14 protein-coding genes are annotated in these 16,721 nt (G+C 59.1%); 10 read left to right on the forward strand and 4 right to left on the reverse strand.

Annotation, left to right across the window (positions count from 1 at the left end):
* Positions 1–7 precede the first annotated feature (7 nt).
* Positions 8–1,222 (reverse strand): winged helix-turn-helix domain-containing protein, encoded by a 1,215-nt coding sequence (locus ABH944_RS37430; protein WP_404612924.1) that lies wholly within the window; start codon positions 1,220–1,222, stop codon positions 8–10.
* 403 nt (positions 1,223–1,625) lie between these two features.
* Here ABH944_RS37430 and ABH944_RS37435 point away from each other — a divergent pair, with 403 nt between their 5' ends.
* The 6 genes from ABH944_RS37435 (at position 1,626) to ABH944_RS37460 (ending at position 7,486) form a co-directional block, all read left to right on the forward strand.
* Positions 1,626–2,642, forward strand: coding sequence for a porin (locus tag ABH944_RS37435; RefSeq protein ID WP_404612926.1), 1,017 nt, complete (start codon positions 1,626–1,628; stop codon positions 2,640–2,642).
* A 113-nt stretch (positions 2,643–2,755) separates the two neighbouring features.
* On the forward strand, positions 2,756–3,475 hold the full coding sequence (locus ABH944_RS37440) for a GntR family transcriptional regulator (protein WP_404612928.1): 720 nt from the start codon (positions 2,756–2,758) through the stop codon (positions 3,473–3,475).
* A 142-nt stretch (positions 3,476–3,617) separates the two neighbouring features.
* Positions 3,618–4,685: an ABC transporter substrate-binding protein gene (locus ABH944_RS37445; RefSeq protein WP_404612930.1), complete on the forward strand. Its 1,068-nt coding sequence runs from the start codon at positions 3,618–3,620 to the stop codon at positions 4,683–4,685.
* Positions 4,686–4,704: 19 nt separating this feature from the next.
* On the forward strand, positions 4,705–5,577 hold the full coding sequence (locus ABH944_RS37450) for an ABC transporter permease (protein ID WP_404612932.1): 873 nt from the start codon (positions 4,705–4,707) through the stop codon (positions 5,575–5,577).
* Positions 5,574–6,431, forward strand: a complete 858-nt coding sequence (locus tag ABH944_RS37455; RefSeq protein WP_404612935.1) for an ABC transporter permease — start codon at positions 5,574–5,576, stop codon at positions 6,429–6,431. The genes ABH944_RS37450 and ABH944_RS37455 overlap by 4 nt, the downstream gene beginning before the upstream one ends.
* The gene (locus ABH944_RS37460; RefSeq protein WP_404612937.1) at positions 6,431–7,486 is read left to right on the forward strand and encodes an ABC transporter ATP-binding protein; all 1,056 of its coding nucleotides are present in this window, start codon (positions 6,431–6,433) and stop codon (positions 7,484–7,486) included. The genes ABH944_RS37455 and ABH944_RS37460 overlap by 1 nt, the downstream gene beginning before the upstream one ends.
* A 53-nt stretch (positions 7,487–7,539) precedes the next feature.
* Here the strand turns inward: ABH944_RS37460 and ABH944_RS37465 are convergent, their stop codons facing one another.
* On the reverse strand, positions 7,540–8,019 hold the full coding sequence (locus tag ABH944_RS37465; protein WP_404612939.1) for an Lrp/AsnC family transcriptional regulator: 480 nt from the start codon (positions 8,017–8,019) through the stop codon (positions 7,540–7,542).
* A 108-nt stretch (positions 8,020–8,127) separates the two neighbouring features.
* Between ABH944_RS37465 and ABH944_RS37470 the strand changes: the two genes are divergently transcribed.
* The 3 genes from ABH944_RS37470 (at position 8,128) to cobF (ending at position 12,027) form a co-directional block, all read left to right on the forward strand.
* Positions 8,128–8,763 (forward strand): LysE family translocator, encoded by a 636-nt coding sequence (locus ABH944_RS37470; RefSeq protein WP_404612941.1) that lies wholly within the window; start codon positions 8,128–8,130, stop codon positions 8,761–8,763.
* Positions 8,764–9,287: 524 nt separating this feature from the next.
* A complete protein-coding gene (locus ABH944_RS37475) occupies positions 9,288–11,219 on the forward strand; it encodes a TonB-dependent receptor domain-containing protein (RefSeq protein ID WP_404612943.1) in 1,932 nt (643 codons plus the stop codon).
* A gap of 34 nt (positions 11,220–11,253) precedes the next feature.
* Positions 11,254–12,027 carry a precorrin-6A synthase (deacetylating) gene (gene cobF / locus ABH944_RS37480; protein ID WP_404612945.1) on the forward strand — a complete coding sequence of 258 codons (774 nt, stop codon included), beginning with the start codon at positions 11,254–11,256 and terminating at the stop codon, positions 12,025–12,027.
* Between the two features lie 121 nt (positions 12,028–12,148).
* Here the strand turns inward: cobF and ABH944_RS37485 are convergent, their stop codons facing one another.
* Complete coding sequence (locus ABH944_RS37485; protein ID WP_404612947.1) at positions 12,149–12,730, reverse strand: hypothetical protein; 582 nt, start codon at positions 12,728–12,730, stop codon at positions 12,149–12,151.
* A 1,136-nt stretch (positions 12,731–13,866) separates the two neighbouring features.
* Between ABH944_RS37485 and ABH944_RS37490 the strand changes: the two genes are divergently transcribed.
* Complete coding sequence (locus ABH944_RS37490; protein ID WP_404612949.1) at positions 13,867–15,408, forward strand: FAD-dependent monooxygenase; 1,542 nt, start codon at positions 13,867–13,869, stop codon at positions 15,406–15,408.
* Here the strand turns inward: ABH944_RS37490 and ABH944_RS37495 are convergent.
* The gene (locus ABH944_RS37495; RefSeq protein WP_404612951.1) at positions 15,360–16,559 is read right to left on the reverse strand and encodes a mannonate dehydratase; all 1,200 of its coding nucleotides are present in this window, start codon (positions 16,557–16,559) and stop codon (positions 15,360–15,362) included. The genes ABH944_RS37490 and ABH944_RS37495 overlap by 49 nt on opposite strands.
* Positions 16,560–16,721: the final 162 nt, after the last annotated feature.

Consider the following 16,721-nt stretch of genomic DNA (forward strand, 5'->3'; position numbering starts at 1 on the left):
GCAGCGGTCAGGACCCGCTGGTCAGGGCTGCGGCGAGCGTTGCGGGAACGCCCGCACCGGCCGCTAGCTGCGGGGTTTTATGCCAATCCGCACAGCGTTGCAACGCGCGGCGCAAGTCGGCCGTCAAGCCCGTGCCCACCCGCACGCCCGGCTCGATATGCAACGACTTGAGTTCGAAAATGCCCTGCGTGCGATGCGCTTTTGCATCGACCCGTCCTATCAGGCGTCCGCGATGCAAGATGGGGAGTACGAAGTAACCGTACTTGCGTTTCGCGGCCGGCGTATAACACTCGATCACGTAGTCGAACCCGAACAACGTGCTCGCGCGCTTGCGGTCCCATACAACCGGATCGAATGGCGACAGCACCGTGGTCACCGTGGAAGTCAGATTGCCCGCCGCCGCATCGTCAAGTTTGTCCGCGAGGTCGCGATGCACGAAGGCGTCGGCCTTCCAGTCGTCGACTCGCACGGATATCAGCTCACCGGCATCGGCCAGTTCATGTAACGCCGAGGTGTAAGGACGGCGCGGCATGCGGTAATAGTCGGCGACCCAGTCGGCACGGACGATGCCGAGCGCGCGGCAAGCGCGCCTGAGCAGTTCCTGCGGGACGGCTTCGGCGGGCGGCAGGTCGCGCGCGTCATTCCAGTCCGGCAGCACGCGCTCGGTCACATCGTAGATCCGATGAAAATTGCGCCGTTCCGCGACCATCAGTTCGCCGGTCGCGAACAGCACTTCCAGGTGACGTTTCTCGGGTTTCCAATCCCACCAGCCGCTGCCGTTGCCGCCTTCGCGGGCGAAGTCCGCCGAGCGAATGGGACCGGTTGCCCGAATGCGTTCGAGCAGGCGCTCGATATCGTCACGATGTTTCGCATGCCAGTCCGCCGCGTATTTCCAGCCCATTCCGGCGGGATCAAGCATTCGGTGACGCAACAACCCGTAGTCTTCTATTGGCACAAGGCAGGCTTCGTGCGACCAGTATTCGAACAGGGAACCCTCGGCCAGATGCTCGTCGAGCCATTGCGACTGATAGTCGCCAAGGCGACTGAACAACACAAGGTAAGGACTGCGTGCGACCACCTGGATGGTGTCGATCTGCAGCTGCGCCATGCGTTGGATGGCGCCTAGCACGTCCGCTTTTGTCGCCTTGCGGCGAGGCGGCGCAAGCAGGCCCTGGGCCATCAGATGCAGGGTACGGGCGGCCGACAAGGGAATTGTCTTCATGCGGTGGGCTCATGAGCAGAGGCGCGTAGGTCGGATACGTTACCAGAGGACCGGTTTGATCGCTCGACGGCGAATCGCCTTCGGCGGACTCCTGGGCCACGCCGATGTGCGAGCTGACCTTCAAGCCTCGAATGCTGCGCGCGCCCGGCGCGACGCCGGAGATCCGCGCGAGGAGGAGGGCGGTCATGCCTGACCCGCTACGACCGATCGCGGCCCGGCCCCTCATACGCATCCCTGCCGTCGCCGTCATCTAAGCATTTTCCCCTACATGCAAATCGCTTGACTGCGAAAAAATGGCAACCTACATTTTGATCCTGTTCATACATGTACTTTTTTAGACGGATAAGTAGGTCCGCTTGTTCACTGCCGTAGCACGTCCGCTATTTTTACTACCGGGGGGTATATGAAGCTGGGTCGATACGCTGCATGTGCAGCGTTGTTGTCGTGTAGTTATGCTCATGCGGATTCTGGCGTGACGCTTTACGGTATTGTGGATGAGTTCTTTCAGTACGTTAACACAGGGAATCATTACACCGCAGCCATCGGGTCGAGTTCCGAATGGGCCAGCCGTTTTGGATTAAAGGGCTCCGAAGATATTGGCGGCGGCAACAAGGTCAATTTCCAGCTCGAGAACGGTTTTAATCCGAACGACGGCACATTCGCTTCCACAGGGCAGATGTTCAACCGGCAGGCGTGGGTGGGAATGTCGGGCAATTGGGGGGAAGTGAGACTGGGCCGCCAAAACTCGCCGGTCTTTTACGACCAGGGTTATCTGGACGCATTCGGGGCAGCGACTCAGGCATCCGGATTCAGCAACCTGATGACTTATGTTGTGCGCACGAGTAATACCGTGTCGTACCAATCTCCCGTCATAGGAGGCTTGCAGGCGGGGGTATACGCCGGTTTTGGCGATGCGGGCGGACTGCGCTCGGCGGGTTCGAGTTATCAGGCCGACCTCCAGTACAACAGCGGCCCGATTGCCGCTACCGTGGCATGGCAGGCCGTGAAGAATGCCTCTAATTCCTCGACCGACACCGCCGTCGAGGCAGGCGCCTCCTACACCATCCAGAAGGCCACGATTTATGCCGGTTATGCCGCCAGCAGATGGACGGACATTAATCTGAATGTCAATGTTTATGGTGTTTCCGGTAAATATCAATTCACGCCTACGGTATTTGTCGCTTTAGGCTATACCGCTTTGCACGATAAAACCCCCGCCGCCAATAATGCGAATCAGATTGCCGCAATGGCTCAGTATGATCTCTCTAAAAATACCAGCGTATATGGCACGGTTTCATATTTGACCAATCACAACCAGGCGTCTTATACCCTGGCCGGATCGGCTAATCCTGGCTTGCCGCTGGCTTATCCCGGCGCGAATCCGCACGGCATCTCGATCGGTATGTTCCATAAATTCTAGCGTTCATTTTCGGCGCGACACGTGACAAACATGTTCATACATGTGCGCTTAAGAATCACTTTCTTTCTCCGTGCGCTCAGGACGGAAAGGTCACCACGATCGGGGGCGCTGCAATGAAGAAACGTTTGAACAATGTGGGCGCGTCGAAAGCGGAAATGGTCGCTGCGGCGATCCAGGATGAGATCTTGACCGGGCGCCTGCCCTACGGCGTGTTGCTGGAAAGCGAGAGTGAATTGGTGCAGCGGTTTTCGGTCAGCCGGAACACTGTTCGCAAGGGCCTCGAGGAGTTGATGAACACGGGGCTGATTACCCGCAAGGTTGGCGTGGGTTCGTTTGTCACCTACAACGGCCAGACGCTTGATAGTGCGCTGGGCTGGTCAAAGGCGCTCGAAACGGCGGACGGCGGTGCGCAAACCCGGTTGCTGCAAATCAGCGTGATCCAGGATGAAAAGCTCGCTGCTGAACTCGTGCTGGACCAGCCTGCCTTTATTGCAGTGGACCGGCTGCGGGTGTTGGCGGACTCGGAGCGGCCGATCTCGCTTGAACTCAGCCGGATTCCGTTTTCCGACCGGTTGGCGGATCTGCCGTTGCAAGGGCTGATTGGCGGGTCGCTGAACCAGACCTTGATCGAATACGGAATGGCCGCGGATCACGGCGAGGAATGGGCGGAGGTGATCGGGCTCGAACAAGCTAACGCAGAGATCCTGAAGCACCCGCCGGGCAAGTCGTTCCTGCGGACCCGTCGTCTCACGCGTGACAAGAACGGCAACCCGGTCGAATACGTCGTCAGTCTGCTTGACCCCGCCTATTTTGGATTGCACCTGGAATTCTGAAAATACGCGAGGCGGGCGAGCGGGGCGGTGATATCCGGATTGGATATGGTCATCGCGCTTGATGGTTCACTAAGTTGTATTAACTAGTTACTGCCGCAGCCTGTGCTGCTTGAGTTCAACTTGATTGCCGGGAGTCCATGAAATGGCATTGATCGATAAAGTATTGAAACAGGCACTGACGTGCGTGATGGCAACAGCCGCCCTGGCTTCGTTCGCCGCGCACGCCGAAGATATACACGTGCTGAACTGGAAGGGGTACGGCACGGACGAGCCTTGGGCGCTCAAGGAGTTCGAAGCGAAGACCGGGTATCACGTGGTCAACGACTTCTTCAACTCCGAACAGGAAATGCTCACCAAACTGCGCACCAATCCGGGCGCGTACGACGTGGTGATGGTCAATAGCGCGTTCAACCAGCAAGCACGCGAACAAAACCTGCTGCAGCCTATTGACGTGACCGGGATGTCGAACGTCGCGGACCTGAACCCCAAGATGCGCCACTCGCACTTGCTTGAGATTGGCGGCCAGAGCTATGGCATTCCATGGGTGTGGGGCGTGACTTCATTCGCTGTCAACGACACCAAGGTCCATCCGGCGCCGGACACCATCCAGGCGCTGTGGGACCCGGCGTACAAAGGTCATGTCGGCATTCGCGACGACGCCATCGAAGCGGTCCAGTTTGCGGCTCTCGCCACGGGCCAGAACATCAACGACATCAAGAATCTCGATGCCGTCAAGGACAAGCTCAAGGCGCTGACCGGCCAGCTGAAAACATTCTGGAGTTCAGAGAACGACTGGAACCAGTATGTGGCGTCGGGGGTGTTTTACATCTCCACGTATTGGAGCGGATCAGCCGCACGCGCACGCAACAAGTTCAACTTGCCGGTTACCTTCGTGATCCCGAACGAGGGTGCAATCGGCTGGCTGGATTCGCTGTCAATTCCCAGGGGCGCGCATAACGTCGCGGGGGCGAAGGCCTTCATCAACTACATGATCGATCCGGGGTTCTACACGCAGTGGGATTCTCGCGTTGGCGCGCCGGTCTCGGCAAACGTCAAGGCGGTTGCAGCGTTGCCGGCGAATGCGTTCAACCGCGCGGTGCTGGCGAACCCGGCGGTGCAGTCGCGGATCCAGTTCCAGGAGCCGATCACCGACGACAAGCGCAAGGCCTACCTGCAGTTATGGCAGGAAATCAAGGCGCAGGCCGACTGACGACGTTCAAGGAAGTGCCATGAAATTTGCCCTCAGTTCGCCGCAAGGCAGACCGCTGGTTCGCGCCATGACGCTGGCCGGTCCCGCTTACGTGTGGCTCCTGCTTGCGGTGTTCCTGCCTTTGTCGGTCATGCTGTTCTACAGCTTCATGTCCGACGTGCCGACGAGCGGCGGCAACTGGACGCTGACGTTCCAGAACTACCTGACGTTCTTCGATGAACCCCTGTACAGGAAGCTGATGGTGCGTTCGCTGGGGCTCAGCGCCCAGGTCACACTGATCTGCACGGTGCTGGGCTTTCCGTGCGCCTACATGCTTGCGAAGGTAATACGCGGACGCACGCGTGAAGCGCTGTTCCTGCTGATCATCCTGCCGTTCTGGAGCAACGGGCTGGTGCGGATATTTTCATGGAACATGGTGCTGCGCAGTGGCGGAGTAGTGGACTGGGTGCTCAACCATCTGTGGCCGTGGACAGTCAACACCGACCTGATGTTCTCCTATCCGGCAATCGTGATCGGGCTGGTGCATTCCTACCTGCCTTATTCGGTGCTGACCGCTTATCTGAGCCTGCAGGCGATTGACGACTCCCTGATCGAAGCGGCCCGTTCAATGGGTGCGGGGCGCCTGACCATCCTGCGCCGGCTGATCCTGCCGCTTGCCATGCCCGGCATGCTGGCGGGCGCCGTGCTGACCTTCGTGCCGGTAGTGGGGGCATTCATGGAGCCCAGGTTGCTTGGCGGACGCAAGGGCACGTTCATTGGCACGGTCATCGAGGACCAGTTCGTCGCCGTATTCAACTGGCCGCTTGGCGCCGCATTGTCGTTCACATTGCTGGGCCTCGTGCTGGTCATCCTGTTCGCCGGCATGCGGCTCTCGCGGAGGAAGGACAAATGAAGCAGGACAACACCATGGGGTCGCTCGAACTCTCCAACACACCGCATACGCCGCGCCGCAGAGTGTGGAGCGTCGGCGCAGCCCTAGGCGCGATCGGTTACGGATACGTGGTCGTCATGATCGGCTTTCTGTATTTGCCGATCCTGGTCATGGCGCTGATGTCGGCGAATGCGTCGCCGCTCTACGAACTGCCGTTTCATTTCACCACGCACTGGTATCAGGCGCTTGCCGAGGACGGCGTGCTGAAGGCCGCTGCCTTCAGGAGCGTCGAGATCGCGCTGTGGACCACGCTGCTGTCCACCATTCTTGGCGTGATGGCGTCGCTGGCATTTTTTCGATACGACTTCGCGGGCAAGCGTTTCCTGCAGGCCATGCTGTTTCCGCCAATGGCGATCCCGTGGCTGATCACAGGCACGGCCATGCTGATCTTCTTCTTTGCGATCGGTATTGGGCGCGGCTTGCACGCCATCCTGCTCGGTCACGTGGCGCTCGCGCTGCCCTACGTGATCATCGTGGTCGGCGCGCGCTTGCGCACGTTCTCGCCTGAGCTGGAGCTCGCCGCCCGCTCGCTTGGCGCGAGCGGCTGGCAGATCACGTGGCGCGTGACCTTGCCCGCCATTGCGCCCGGCGTGGTGGCAGGGGCCTTGTTTGCATTCGCCGTGTCGTTCGACCAGTTCGTGGTGTCGTACTTCCTGTCGGACCCGGGCGAGACCACGCTGCCGGTCGAAATCTATAGCGCTATTCGCAAGGGTTTTACGCCCGAGATCAACGCAATTTCAACCATCATCATTGTCGTGTCGATGGGCACGATGTTGATCGTGTCACGGCTGTACCGGTTTGGTGGAGAACAATAATGGCCGAAGTCAACGTAATCAAGGTATCCAAGCAGTATGGCGAGTCACGCGCGCTGGATGACGTGTCCATCCGTTTCGCGGAGGGTGGGCTCTATGGGTTGCTCGGGCCGTCCGGCAGCGGCAAGACGACGCTCCTGCGCATGATTGCCGGCTTTGTGTTTCCGGATAGCGGGCAGATTCGTATCGATGATCAGCCGGTCGAGCGCTTGCCGGTGGAGCGGCGGGAGATTGGCATGGTGTTCCAGAACTACGCGTTGTTCCCGAACATGAATGTTGCCGACAACGTGGCATTCGGGCTCTCCGTACGGCATGTCGACAAGAGCGAGATCAAGCGGCGCGTAGGCGAGGTGCTGGACCTCGTGCAACTCGGCAGCTTGCACGGGCGCAGGATCAATCAATTGTCGGGTGGGCAGCGCCAGCGAGTAGCGTTGGCCCGCGCTATCGTGACGCGTCCTCGCGTGTTACTGCTCGACGAACCGCTCAGCGCGCTGGACAAGTCGTTGCGCGTGGACATGCAGGTTGAATTGCGCCGCATCCAGCGCGATGTCGCGATCACAACGGTATTCGTCACGCACGATCAGGAGGAAGCGCTTACGTTGAGTGATCGTGTAGGTATCCTGCGCGATGGCCGGTTGATCCAGGAGGGGACCGCACGCGACCTCTACGATCAGCCGTCCAGCGAGTTCGCCGCCACTTTTCTCGGCGATGCAAACATTCTCAGTGGTCGCCTGGAGACTGGCGGCATGCGCGTTGACGATGGCAGCCTGATTCGTTGCGGGGCGCGCTCAGCGGTATCGAATCAGACGAAGTGCGCGATTCGTCCGGAGAAAATCGTGCTTCAGCGTGCAAGCGGCGAAGCCATTCCGAGTGCGTATAACCGGCTCACGGCGCAGGTTGTGCATCATGTCTTTGCCGGCGTCAACACAACCTACATGCTCGACTGGTGCGGGAAGCGGCTCAAGGTCCACGTGCAAAATTCCGGCGACGACCTGATTCCAGTTGGCTCGCAAGTGACGTTGAGCTGGTCGCCCGACAGTACGATCCTGGTTCATTAGATCGCTGTTGAGACGAAGATTCCTCGAACGTCCGCGGCGTCAGCCTCCAAGGCTCAGGACCAACCGGAAGACCGGCGTGACCGGTTTGCCTGCGCCGCCGCGGGTTTCAACAACGGCCGCGGTGCAATCGTTGTCGACATCACAATGGAGGTCCGCGTCTCGCCATACAAATTGATCCGCCCGATAAGTTGCTCAAGGTGCGCCACATCCTTGGCGGCCAGCTTCATTACGTAAGAGTCCGCACCGGTTACGTGATAACACTCGAGCACTTCAGGAATGCCCTCAAGCACTTTCGTAAATTTGGCCTTGGCGGGCTGCGCGACTGTGATGCCGATGAGCGCCGTGACCTGATAGCCGACCTTATACGAATTCACGCGCGCGGCCACGCCTTCAATCACCCCATTTTCTTCCAGCCGCTTGACCCGCTCGGTCACGGCTGGAACGGACAAGCCAACAGTCTTTGCCAACGCCGTGAACGTGGCTCGGCCATCCATTTGAAGTTCTTCAAGGAGTTTCCAGTCCAGATCATCCATTTTTGCCTTGACCTTATATTTTCAGGTGATGGAGTGAGTCTACCTTAAAGATTGCATGTTCCTGGACCGTCGCCCTACCTATCATGGACGCTTTCACGGGAGACCATCATGCTCTTTCTGAAGGCAATGTTGATTGGCCTGTGCATAGCTGCACCGGTCGGTCCTATCGGGATGTTGTGTATCCAGCGCAGTCTCAGTCTGGGTTTTCGTTCGGGAATCGCCACCGGTCTGGGCGCCGCGAGTGCGGACGCGTTCTATGGACTACTCGGGGCGCTGGGTTTTGCGGGACTCGTTACCGCGTTTCCGAAGGGGGCATTGACCCTCCAGATCGCTGGAGGATGTTTTCTCGTCTACCTCGCATTGACTATTGTGCGCGGGCAAAGTGCGTCCCGGACATCTGAAACCGATGCATCCCCGACCGGGCGCTACTTTCTTTCCACATTCCTGCTGACGCTTTCCAACCCGCTCACGGTCTTGTCCTTCGTCGCCATCTTTGCGGCCGTCGGCGCGGCGCCGACAAGGACAGTGGGATTCGGCTATTTCATCCCGATGGTCATGGTCACCGGGGTGTTCCTCGGATCGCTTCTGTGGTGGCTGTGCTTAAGCGGATTTACCTCCGCGCTGCGGACACGGGTTTCAATGTCGATGACAAGAGGGATCGCCAAGGTGTCGAGCCTGGCCATCTCCGCGATCGGCATCGTCCAGATTGTGTCGGGCGGCTACCGGTTGATAACGGGGAGCTGAGTTGCCTTCTCTATTTTCGGGAGCGCAGGCTTAATGGTGTCAAGCGGAAAATCAGAAGTAAAATGCGCGCTTACGGCCCGTGGAAGCTGGTGCAAATCCAGCGCGGTCGCGCCACTGTGACCGGTTGCAGCGCAAACCGGAAGTCAGACCTCGGCGTCGTATAACTCTTTCTGACATTGGGGCGCGCACTCCCCGGGAGACATTCATATGACCGATACTGCCCACGATCCTGGCTTGCAGCCGGGCCGGCATCCACTCGATTGTCCAGCCTGGTGTACCGCGGCGAACACGCCCCCGCATCACTGAACCCGCTGCCCGCTTGGTCGCTTTGGCACGGCCAACAGCTCAGGCATGAGCTGGCATCCGCATCGCAATAGCGCTCATGGCTACCAGACGATCTCTTCGCGGCTGCGCATATCCGCCGGCTGGTCTCGTCGAAGCAGGCCATTGCATTGCATAGCGTCGTGGATTCCGCCGCCGGGCATGGCTGGTATCCAATCTTCGAATAACACGGTATCTCCCGCATGAAGTTCCGTCATTTCATCCTCACCTCCGCACTGACCGTTTCCGCATGGCAGGTTGCACAGGCCGCCGACGACTCGTCGTTGCCGCAGCCGGAGCAGCTTCCGGACCCGGCCACGCTGCCGAATATTCTTGTCACCGGCGACGTGCAGCATCTGCCGCAATCGTTCGACGGGCGATACGCGTCGACACAAGTCCTGACTCGCGCGGATCTGGACCATCTGTCGCCCAGTGACCCCAGCATCACGCAGGCCCTTGCGACACTGCCCGGCGTCACCGTTTCACAAAATGGCGGACCGGGCTCATTGGCCTCCGTCAGCATCCGCGGTTCATCGGGAAACCAGGTCGCCGTGTTCATAGACGGTATCCGCGTGGGTTCGGCGACCACGGGCCAGGCCGCGTGGGCGGACCTGCCGACCTCCGCCTTTGACCGCGTCGAAGTGATCTCGGGGCCGGCCGCCGCTTCATTTGGTGCGGATGCAGTAGGCGGTGTTATCCAGCTCTTTACCAACCGCGCGTCGAATCAGCCCAACCAGACCACCATTTCCACGGGCGGCGGTTCCAACAAAACGTTCGATACTCAATTCCGCACGTCAGGCAGCATTCCGTCTACGGGTCCGCTCGCGGCGCTGGCCGGACTGACCTACTCGCTGGGCCTGCACGACTACAACACCGCGGGAATCGATGCGACTCAGCCGTGGGCCTACGGGCATGAGGATGGCCGTAACCCGTACCATGCCCAGGACGTGGACGCACGCCTTGGCTACGCGCACGGCAACTGGTCGATCTCCACATTCGCGCTCTATCACCGGTCCGACCTGTCCTACGACAATGCCGGCGGCGACGACCGCCAGCTCGATCATCAACTGACGACCGGCCTTGCGTTCCACCTGGATATCACGCCGTTTACGCAAGTTGACCAGTCGGTCGGCTACGCCACGGATCGCCAGTTCCTCTATGCGACCAACCCGGCTATCCCGACCGATGAGATCGACTCAACACGCCTTGGCACGTCGACCTCGCTGACTCATCAGGAGCGCGGATACACGCTCTTCAGCCTGCCCCTGTCAGGCGAGACCAAGCTCGCCTACGACTTCACCCGCGAGCAAGCCTTCCTGCCGGTCGACATCCCGTCAGGCGTGCCGACGCGTAACGATTCGGCCGTGTCGCTGCATCAGTCGGCCACGCTGGGTGCATTGACGGTGTTCCTTGCGGGGCGCCACGAGATCATCCAGGGCCAGTCGGTGAATACGGGCAATGTTGCCGTTTCCTATGCCATCAATCCGGTTTATACCGCGCGCATTTCCTATGGCAACGCGTTCCGCCTGCCTACGTTCAACGACCTGTATTATCCGAGTTACTCGAACCCGAACCTGCTGCCCGAGCGCAGCGACACGGTCGAGGCGGCGCTCGATGCCACCACGTCGTTCGGGACGTTTACGGCTGCTGTTTATGACACCCGGGTGCACGACCTGATCGCTTACCAATCGGTGACCTATCTTCCTGTGAACGTAGGCCGTGCGCATATTCAGGGCATCGACCTGTCGTACAAGGGCATGCTCGGCAAATCGACGCCGGTCAGCCTCGCGATCGGCATCCTGAACCCGCAGGACGTCACCGATCAGACCTGGCTTAACCGTCGTCCGCGCCAGACCGTCAGCCTGAGCATTGACCACGCGTGGGACGAGTTCCAGTTGCACGCGCTGAGTACGGGCGTCTCACTGCTTTACGGCGGATCGACCTTCGATGACCAGGCCAACGCAATTTATCTGCCGTCGTACACTACGGTCGGTCTGCGTGCTGCCTATAAGGTCAACCCGCATCTCACCGTGTCCGCGAACCTGTCCAACCTCTTTAACCGGCAGTACGTGAGCGCATACGGGTACAACACGCTGGGCCGGACGGCTTTTGGTAACGTCGCGTATACGTTCTGACTACTTATCATCATCACCTGATCGAGACATCTTCATGAAGCGAATCCTGATCATTGGAATTGGTGCCGGCAACCCCGACTACGTGACCATACAGGCGGTCAATGCACTCAACGAAGTCGATGTCTTCTTCGTGATGGACAAGGGTGTCGCCAAGGAAAAGCTGATCGCGTTGCGAAAGGACATTTGCCGGCGTTTCATCAAGGGGAGTGACTATCGCTTCGCCGAGGCAACCAGTCCCGAGCGGGCACGAGACGTTGCCAATTATCGGGCGAGCGTCGAGGATCTTAACGATGACAAGCAGGTCGTCTTCGAGCGTCTAATTTCCGAAGAGATGTCCGACGGCGAATGCGGGGCGTTCCTGACATGGGGCGACCCGGCGCTGTACGACAGCACCATCCGGATCATTGACGCGATCATCAAGAAGGGCGGTCATGATCTGGAGTATGAAGTGATCCCGGGGATAAGCAGTATTCAGGCTCTGGCGGCTCAGCACAAGATACCGTTGAATCGCATTGGAGAATCAATCGAGATCACGACGGGGCGGCGGATAGCCGAGGGGTTCCCGGACAACGTCGACACCGTGGTGGTGATGCTGGATGCCGAAGGCGCTTACAAACGTTTCGCCGATCAGGACATCGACATTTACTGGGGCGCTTATATTGGCACGCCGGACGAAATCCTGGTGTCCGGAAAACTCAAGGATGTCGCCGGCGAGATTGACCGGATTCGTACGGAAGCGCGCAAGGCGAATGGCTGGATCATGGACAGCTATCTGATGCGAAGGAACAGGTCTCGCGGGGAGGGTTAGAACACAGGCTGCGAAAGTTTCCTTGAAGGCCGTACGGCTGACTAAACAATACCAATGCGCGCTGCGTCGTTGAACTTGGGTAACGGCTGGCGCGGTCATTGGTTATTCGGCGCCACGAGGCTTAGATCTTTATATCGACCACCAGTCCAATCGGGTTCCACCTGATCCCTTTGGTCTCTTCGCCTAAACCATCCAGCACGTCTGCCAGTGACACCGCTTGCCCATTGCCGCCAGGCGCCACGTAGGATTGCAATGCGGCGTCCAGCGTACTGACAGCGCTGGCAATCGGGCTGCTGTCCGTTGAACCCTGATCATTGCCGGAAGTGGAGCCGGAGGGGGCATCGAGTTGCCAGTCCCATGTGTCGGCTGAGCTATTGGGTTCCGCAGCCGTGGAACGGACAGTCTGCGCAAGCTCTTCGATGGATGAGCCAAGATCGACATAGGCCGATGTCACCGGGTCCGTTGACGTCGTGCCGGCGTCTTGCTGAGCGGGCGGAGTGAGGGCGTGCTGCAGGACCAGTGCCTGATACAGCGCCACCAGGAATTGCTGGCCTGCACTTTTATTCGCCTCACCCCGCGCCTGGGAGCTGGTCGTGCCCGTGTTGTCCGAAAAGGATTCCGTGTCGGTGGAACTGCCGGTCGTCGTCGCAAACCCGCTCGGGTCGATTCCCATGCGCTGCAACGTGAGCTTGAGTGCCTCCATCAAGGTATCCCCGCTTCCTGAGGATGTCGCGGTCTGCGTCCGCTTCGGAAGCGTGCTGCCCGGTATATTGGTCGGCGGTTTTGCCGTGCTATTGGCAAAATCCGAGGATGAAACTGACATGGTGGAAGCGAGAGCCATGATGTCTTCTGGTTGTCCTGTGATGTCGAAGCGGCTGTATCGATCAGTTTCGCAGTGCTGCCCATAGCAGGGTGGCGAATAGGTGAATTAGCTCGCCCAGACGTCATAACGGCATGGCCGTTGAAATCTTTAGTGATGTAATGAAAGAGTAAGAATTTGGGCAAGCCGCTCTGGCCTGACGAGGAAATTCCAGGGACCGGCATGGAGTGGAGAACCAAGGCGCTTTAAGCAGTAGCGATTCGAAGCGGCGTGACTGGCTTCCTGGCTAGACAAACCTGCCGCGCTCAGCAGGCGCGCAGCACTCATGTAACGAACACAATCCGGCTTTCCGTCCCCGAGCCGCACTCAACGAAATAGGAAGCACGGGCGGCCCTTATGTCGAGCAGGACACGTTCAACACCTTCAACACCAGGGATTTCGTGCAAATGGGTTTTGACAATAACGTCCGAGCCTGGCCTGGCTAACGCCTCGCGCCGGACTTCCATGAGATACCTGACGGCCTCTCGTTGATTCATAAAATATAGATTCATCAGCAACGTGTCCTTGCCGCAGTTGAAGCGGCCCTAATAGACGCTGCTTCCTGTCCCGCCCGCAAGCATTGCGAGGCACTGGAAACACAGGTAGATCCTGGCGCCGCTGTTAGCGGGCGGAGACTTTGCCCGACATGGCGTCGATCGAGACAAGACCCTCCTCGGCCTGATGACTATGGACAAGCGCCCGGACCTGCCAGGTGAGCGAGAAATCCGACGACTTATTCTGCCAGATGAGTCAGAAATCCGACTGCTTATTGCGTTCCTGTCCAGCATGGGGGGTGTAACAACAGCCCATTGCAAGCTGCGGGGGTGTCATTGGATCGGTCCTATGTGCGGTGCTACGATGCTCGCGAACGCAGTAACCTGCTTCGCTCCTGCGTGGATCGACCACTACTAATCGGCATCGAAACCGCGGCCTCTTTGACACCACATGCTAGCGGTTAAGGCGCTAAAAGGAATTTCGCTTTGACCTATGACGTCGTCATTGCCGGTGCCGGCCCCGTCGGCCTGTTTCTTGCCTGCGAGCTGCGCCTGGCAGACCTCTCGGTGCTGGTACTGGAGCAAGCCGGGGACCCGGACTCTCCCTTGAAACGGCTTCCGTTCGGCAGGCGCGGACTTTCGGTGCCCACCATCGAAGCGTTTTACCGTCGCGGTTTGCTGAACGACATTGCGGCTCCCCAACGCGCGAAAGATGACTCGGCCAGCGGCAGTGCTTCGGCTGCCGGGCAACGAGTGCAACAGCCGCGCCGTCAGGCCGGCCATTTCGCCGGCATCCCTTTCGATGACGACAACGTCGATACCTCGAGGTGGCCGTATCGGCTGCTAGGCCCGGCCGGCACCAGCATGGCGGCCGATATGGAGCGCATCGAGTCCGTCCTGACCGCTCGCGCAAGTGCGATGGGCGTTGAGATCAGGCGCGGCGTCGGCGTTGAAGACCTCGACCAGTCCGAGGAAGGGGTGACCATTCGCGCCGGTGGTGAGTCTTTTCGCGGACGCTGGCTGGTCGGATGCGATGGCGGCCGCAGCATAGTGCGCAAGGCAGGCGGTTTTGAGTTCGTCGGCACCGATCCCGAGTTCACCGGCTATTCCGTTCAAGTCGGGATTGCTGATCCGGATAAGCTCAGCCCGGGCCGCAACTACACGCCCACGGGCATGTATTTTCAGTCGCAACCGGGGACCATCGCGATGGCCGCGTTCGATGGCGGCGCCTTCCACCGAACCCAGCCAATCACGCTCGAGCGCGTGCAGGCGGTGCTGCGCCATATCTCCGGCACTGACGTCACCTTGACGGCCCTCCGGCTTGCCACAACCTGGACAGATCGCGCTTATCAGGCGACGGCTTACCGGAAAGGGCGGGTATTGCTTGCCGGCGACGCCGCGCACATCCATTCTCCCTTGGGCGGCCAGGGGCTCAACCTTGGGCTTGGCGACGCGATGAACCTTGGATGGAAGCTCGCTGCTACCCTCCGCGGCGACGCGCCGGCCGGTCTGCTCGACAGCTATTCGAGCGAACGGCATCCGGTGGGGGCACAGGTCCTTGACTGGTCGCGCGCCCAGGTCGCACTTATGCGGCCAAGCCGGCACGCGCGTGCGCTTGAAGCCATCATCCGTGATCTCATCGGTACGCGTGACGGCGCGACCTACTTCGCCGAGCGCGTGTGGGGTGTTTCTCTTCGCTACGATCTTGGCGACAGCCATCCGCTAGTGGGTCGCAGCGCTCCCGATTTCGAGTTTATTGACGGGCCGAAGCTCGGGGAGCTTCTCGGCAACGGCAAGGGCCTATTCCTGGACTTTGACGCTCGACCATCGCTTCAGGCGTTGACGAGCCGCTGGAGTGGACGGATCACGTATGTCGGACGTGACGCCAAGGATCGGCTTGGCTTGAGCGCAGTGCTCGTGCGGCCGGATGGCTTCGTTGCCTGGGCGAGTGAGGCTTCCCCTGATCATGAGGAGGCCGCTCAGGTCGCGTCGCGATGGTTCGGCGAACCCGAACCACTTTCCGCGTAGGCAGCCTGGATCATGGCCGCGATATAACCGTAGGCGAATGCATATCCTTGCAGACTACCCGGGTCGTCTACGTGCGTTGGACTATGGTCGGGAAGAAGCGACCCCTGCCAATTTAGATCTCGAAGAAGGCGCACCACGTTGAACATATTCACATCGCCTTCGTCAGGGTAGGTTTCAACAAAGTCGTTTTGCCTGCCTCGAATGTTCCGAAAATGAATCTGGTGGACTTTTCCGCGCTCCACCAGGTACCGAAGCAGATCGATTTGAGAATTTGGATCGGGAAGAGACTCTCCGGCAACACCTGTGTCGTACTGAAATCCGTTGTAAACATCGTCGTAGAGCAGCTCGTATTTCTTCATGCCCGCTACGAAATCGACCGCATCCCAGTTGTCGACGCCCTCGTAACCGAGCGGTAACCCACCAGGATCATAGGGGTGCACCGCCATCTTGACCTTGCTTTCCCTCGCAACTGGAATGACCCCTTTCAGGAAATAATCAATCCGCTCCCAGTACTCATCTGAAGACACTCGGCCGGCCTCCGTCAGAGGCAAATCGCGCCAGTTGCTTTCCAGTTTGAAGCTCGGACTCACGGACCCGCCACGTCCCTTTGCTTTGCCGTTGCGTCGAATGGGAATCATTGTCCAGTGGTAGTTGACAATTTCAATGCCAGCCTCTCCGGCCTTCCGTATGTTATTTCTAATCACATCGAGATATCGATCTCGCTCAGGTCCCGGCTTCATGACAATATAAGCCGAGTCCATCCTTGCGCCTTCTATCTTTATTCCCGAAGCATTGAATTGCTCTTGTGTCCTTTTGAGCGCGTCAACGTCCCAAGGCGCGCTTGGGTTAAGCCATCCACTTTTTATTCGAGGCGCGGATGCGTGTCCCTCGTCCAATGGCGATCGCCCTCCGGCAAGATTAATGGTTAAATGCTTTACGCCAAATCGTAGGTTATACTCAATATTCTCCCTGCTCAGAAAAGAAGCGCCCGCATGTGCATGATAGTCTCCTCCGGCCCGGATAGTGGGCTTTGATCCGCGTGCCCAGTCGGATGTCGAGCCTTCCGGCGTTGCCGATGCGCGAGCTATGCCGCTGGTGGAAACAGCGGCAGCGCCAATGACAATATTTTTGCTGAATTCACGCCTGTTCATATCGCTTCCTGTTCTTCTTCTCGCCTGAGCAGCAAAAGACGGAGATTATCTTTCACGAAATATTCCATCCCACTCGATGAACCATCGGAAGGCTGGACACCTCTGGTTGCCGTACCACCACTTCTTAGCTTACGAGCGGGTAGCCGCCCGGAACTTGTGCCG

It is taken from the genome of Caballeronia udeis (assembly GCF_044909315.1).
In the GTDB taxonomy this organism is placed as follows: Bacteria; Pseudomonadota; Gammaproteobacteria; order Burkholderiales; family Burkholderiaceae; genus Caballeronia; species Caballeronia udeis_A.

Excerpts from the sequence above, each read along its gene's own strand:
- cobF (WP_404612945.1), top strand. The coding sequence starts at position 11,254 with ATGAAGCGAATCCTGATCATTGGAATTGGTGCCGGCAACCCCGACTAC.
- ABH944_RS37440 (WP_404612928.1), top strand. The coding sequence starts at position 2,756 with ATGAAGAAACGTTTGAACAATGTGGGCGCGTCGAAAGCGGAAATGGTC.
- ABH944_RS37430 (WP_404612924.1), bottom strand. The coding sequence starts at position 1,222 with ATGAAGACAATTCCCTTGTCGGCCGCCCGTACCCTGCATCTGATGGCC.
- ABH944_RS37465 (WP_404612939.1), bottom strand. The coding sequence starts at position 8,019 with ATGGATGATCTGGACTGGAAACTCCTTGAAGAACTTCAAATGGATGGC.
- ABH944_RS37495 (WP_404612951.1), bottom strand. The coding sequence starts at position 16,559 with ATGAACAGGCGTGAATTCAGCAAAAATATTGTCATTGGCGCTGCCGCT.
- ABH944_RS37455 (WP_404612935.1), top strand. The coding sequence starts at position 5,574 with ATGAAGCAGGACAACACCATGGGGTCGCTCGAACTCTCCAACACACCG.
- ABH944_RS37485 (WP_404612947.1), bottom strand. The coding sequence starts at position 12,730 with ATGGAGGCACTCAAGCTCACGTTGCAGCGCATGGGAATCGACCCGAGC.
- ABH944_RS37470 (WP_404612941.1), top strand. The coding sequence starts at position 8,128 with ATGCTCTTTCTGAAGGCAATGTTGATTGGCCTGTGCATAGCTGCACCG.
- ABH944_RS37450 (WP_404612932.1), top strand. The coding sequence starts at position 4,705 with ATGAAATTTGCCCTCAGTTCGCCGCAAGGCAGACCGCTGGTTCGCGCC.
- ABH944_RS37475 (WP_404612943.1), top strand. The coding sequence starts at position 9,288 with ATGAAGTTCCGTCATTTCATCCTCACCTCCGCACTGACCGTTTCCGCA.
- ABH944_RS37460 (WP_404612937.1), top strand. The coding sequence starts at position 6,431 with ATGGCCGAAGTCAACGTAATCAAGGTATCCAAGCAGTATGGCGAGTCA.
- ABH944_RS37435 (WP_404612926.1), top strand. The coding sequence starts at position 1,626 with ATGAAGCTGGGTCGATACGCTGCATGTGCAGCGTTGTTGTCGTGTAGT.
- ABH944_RS37445 (WP_404612930.1), top strand. The coding sequence starts at position 3,618 with ATGGCATTGATCGATAAAGTATTGAAACAGGCACTGACGTGCGTGATG.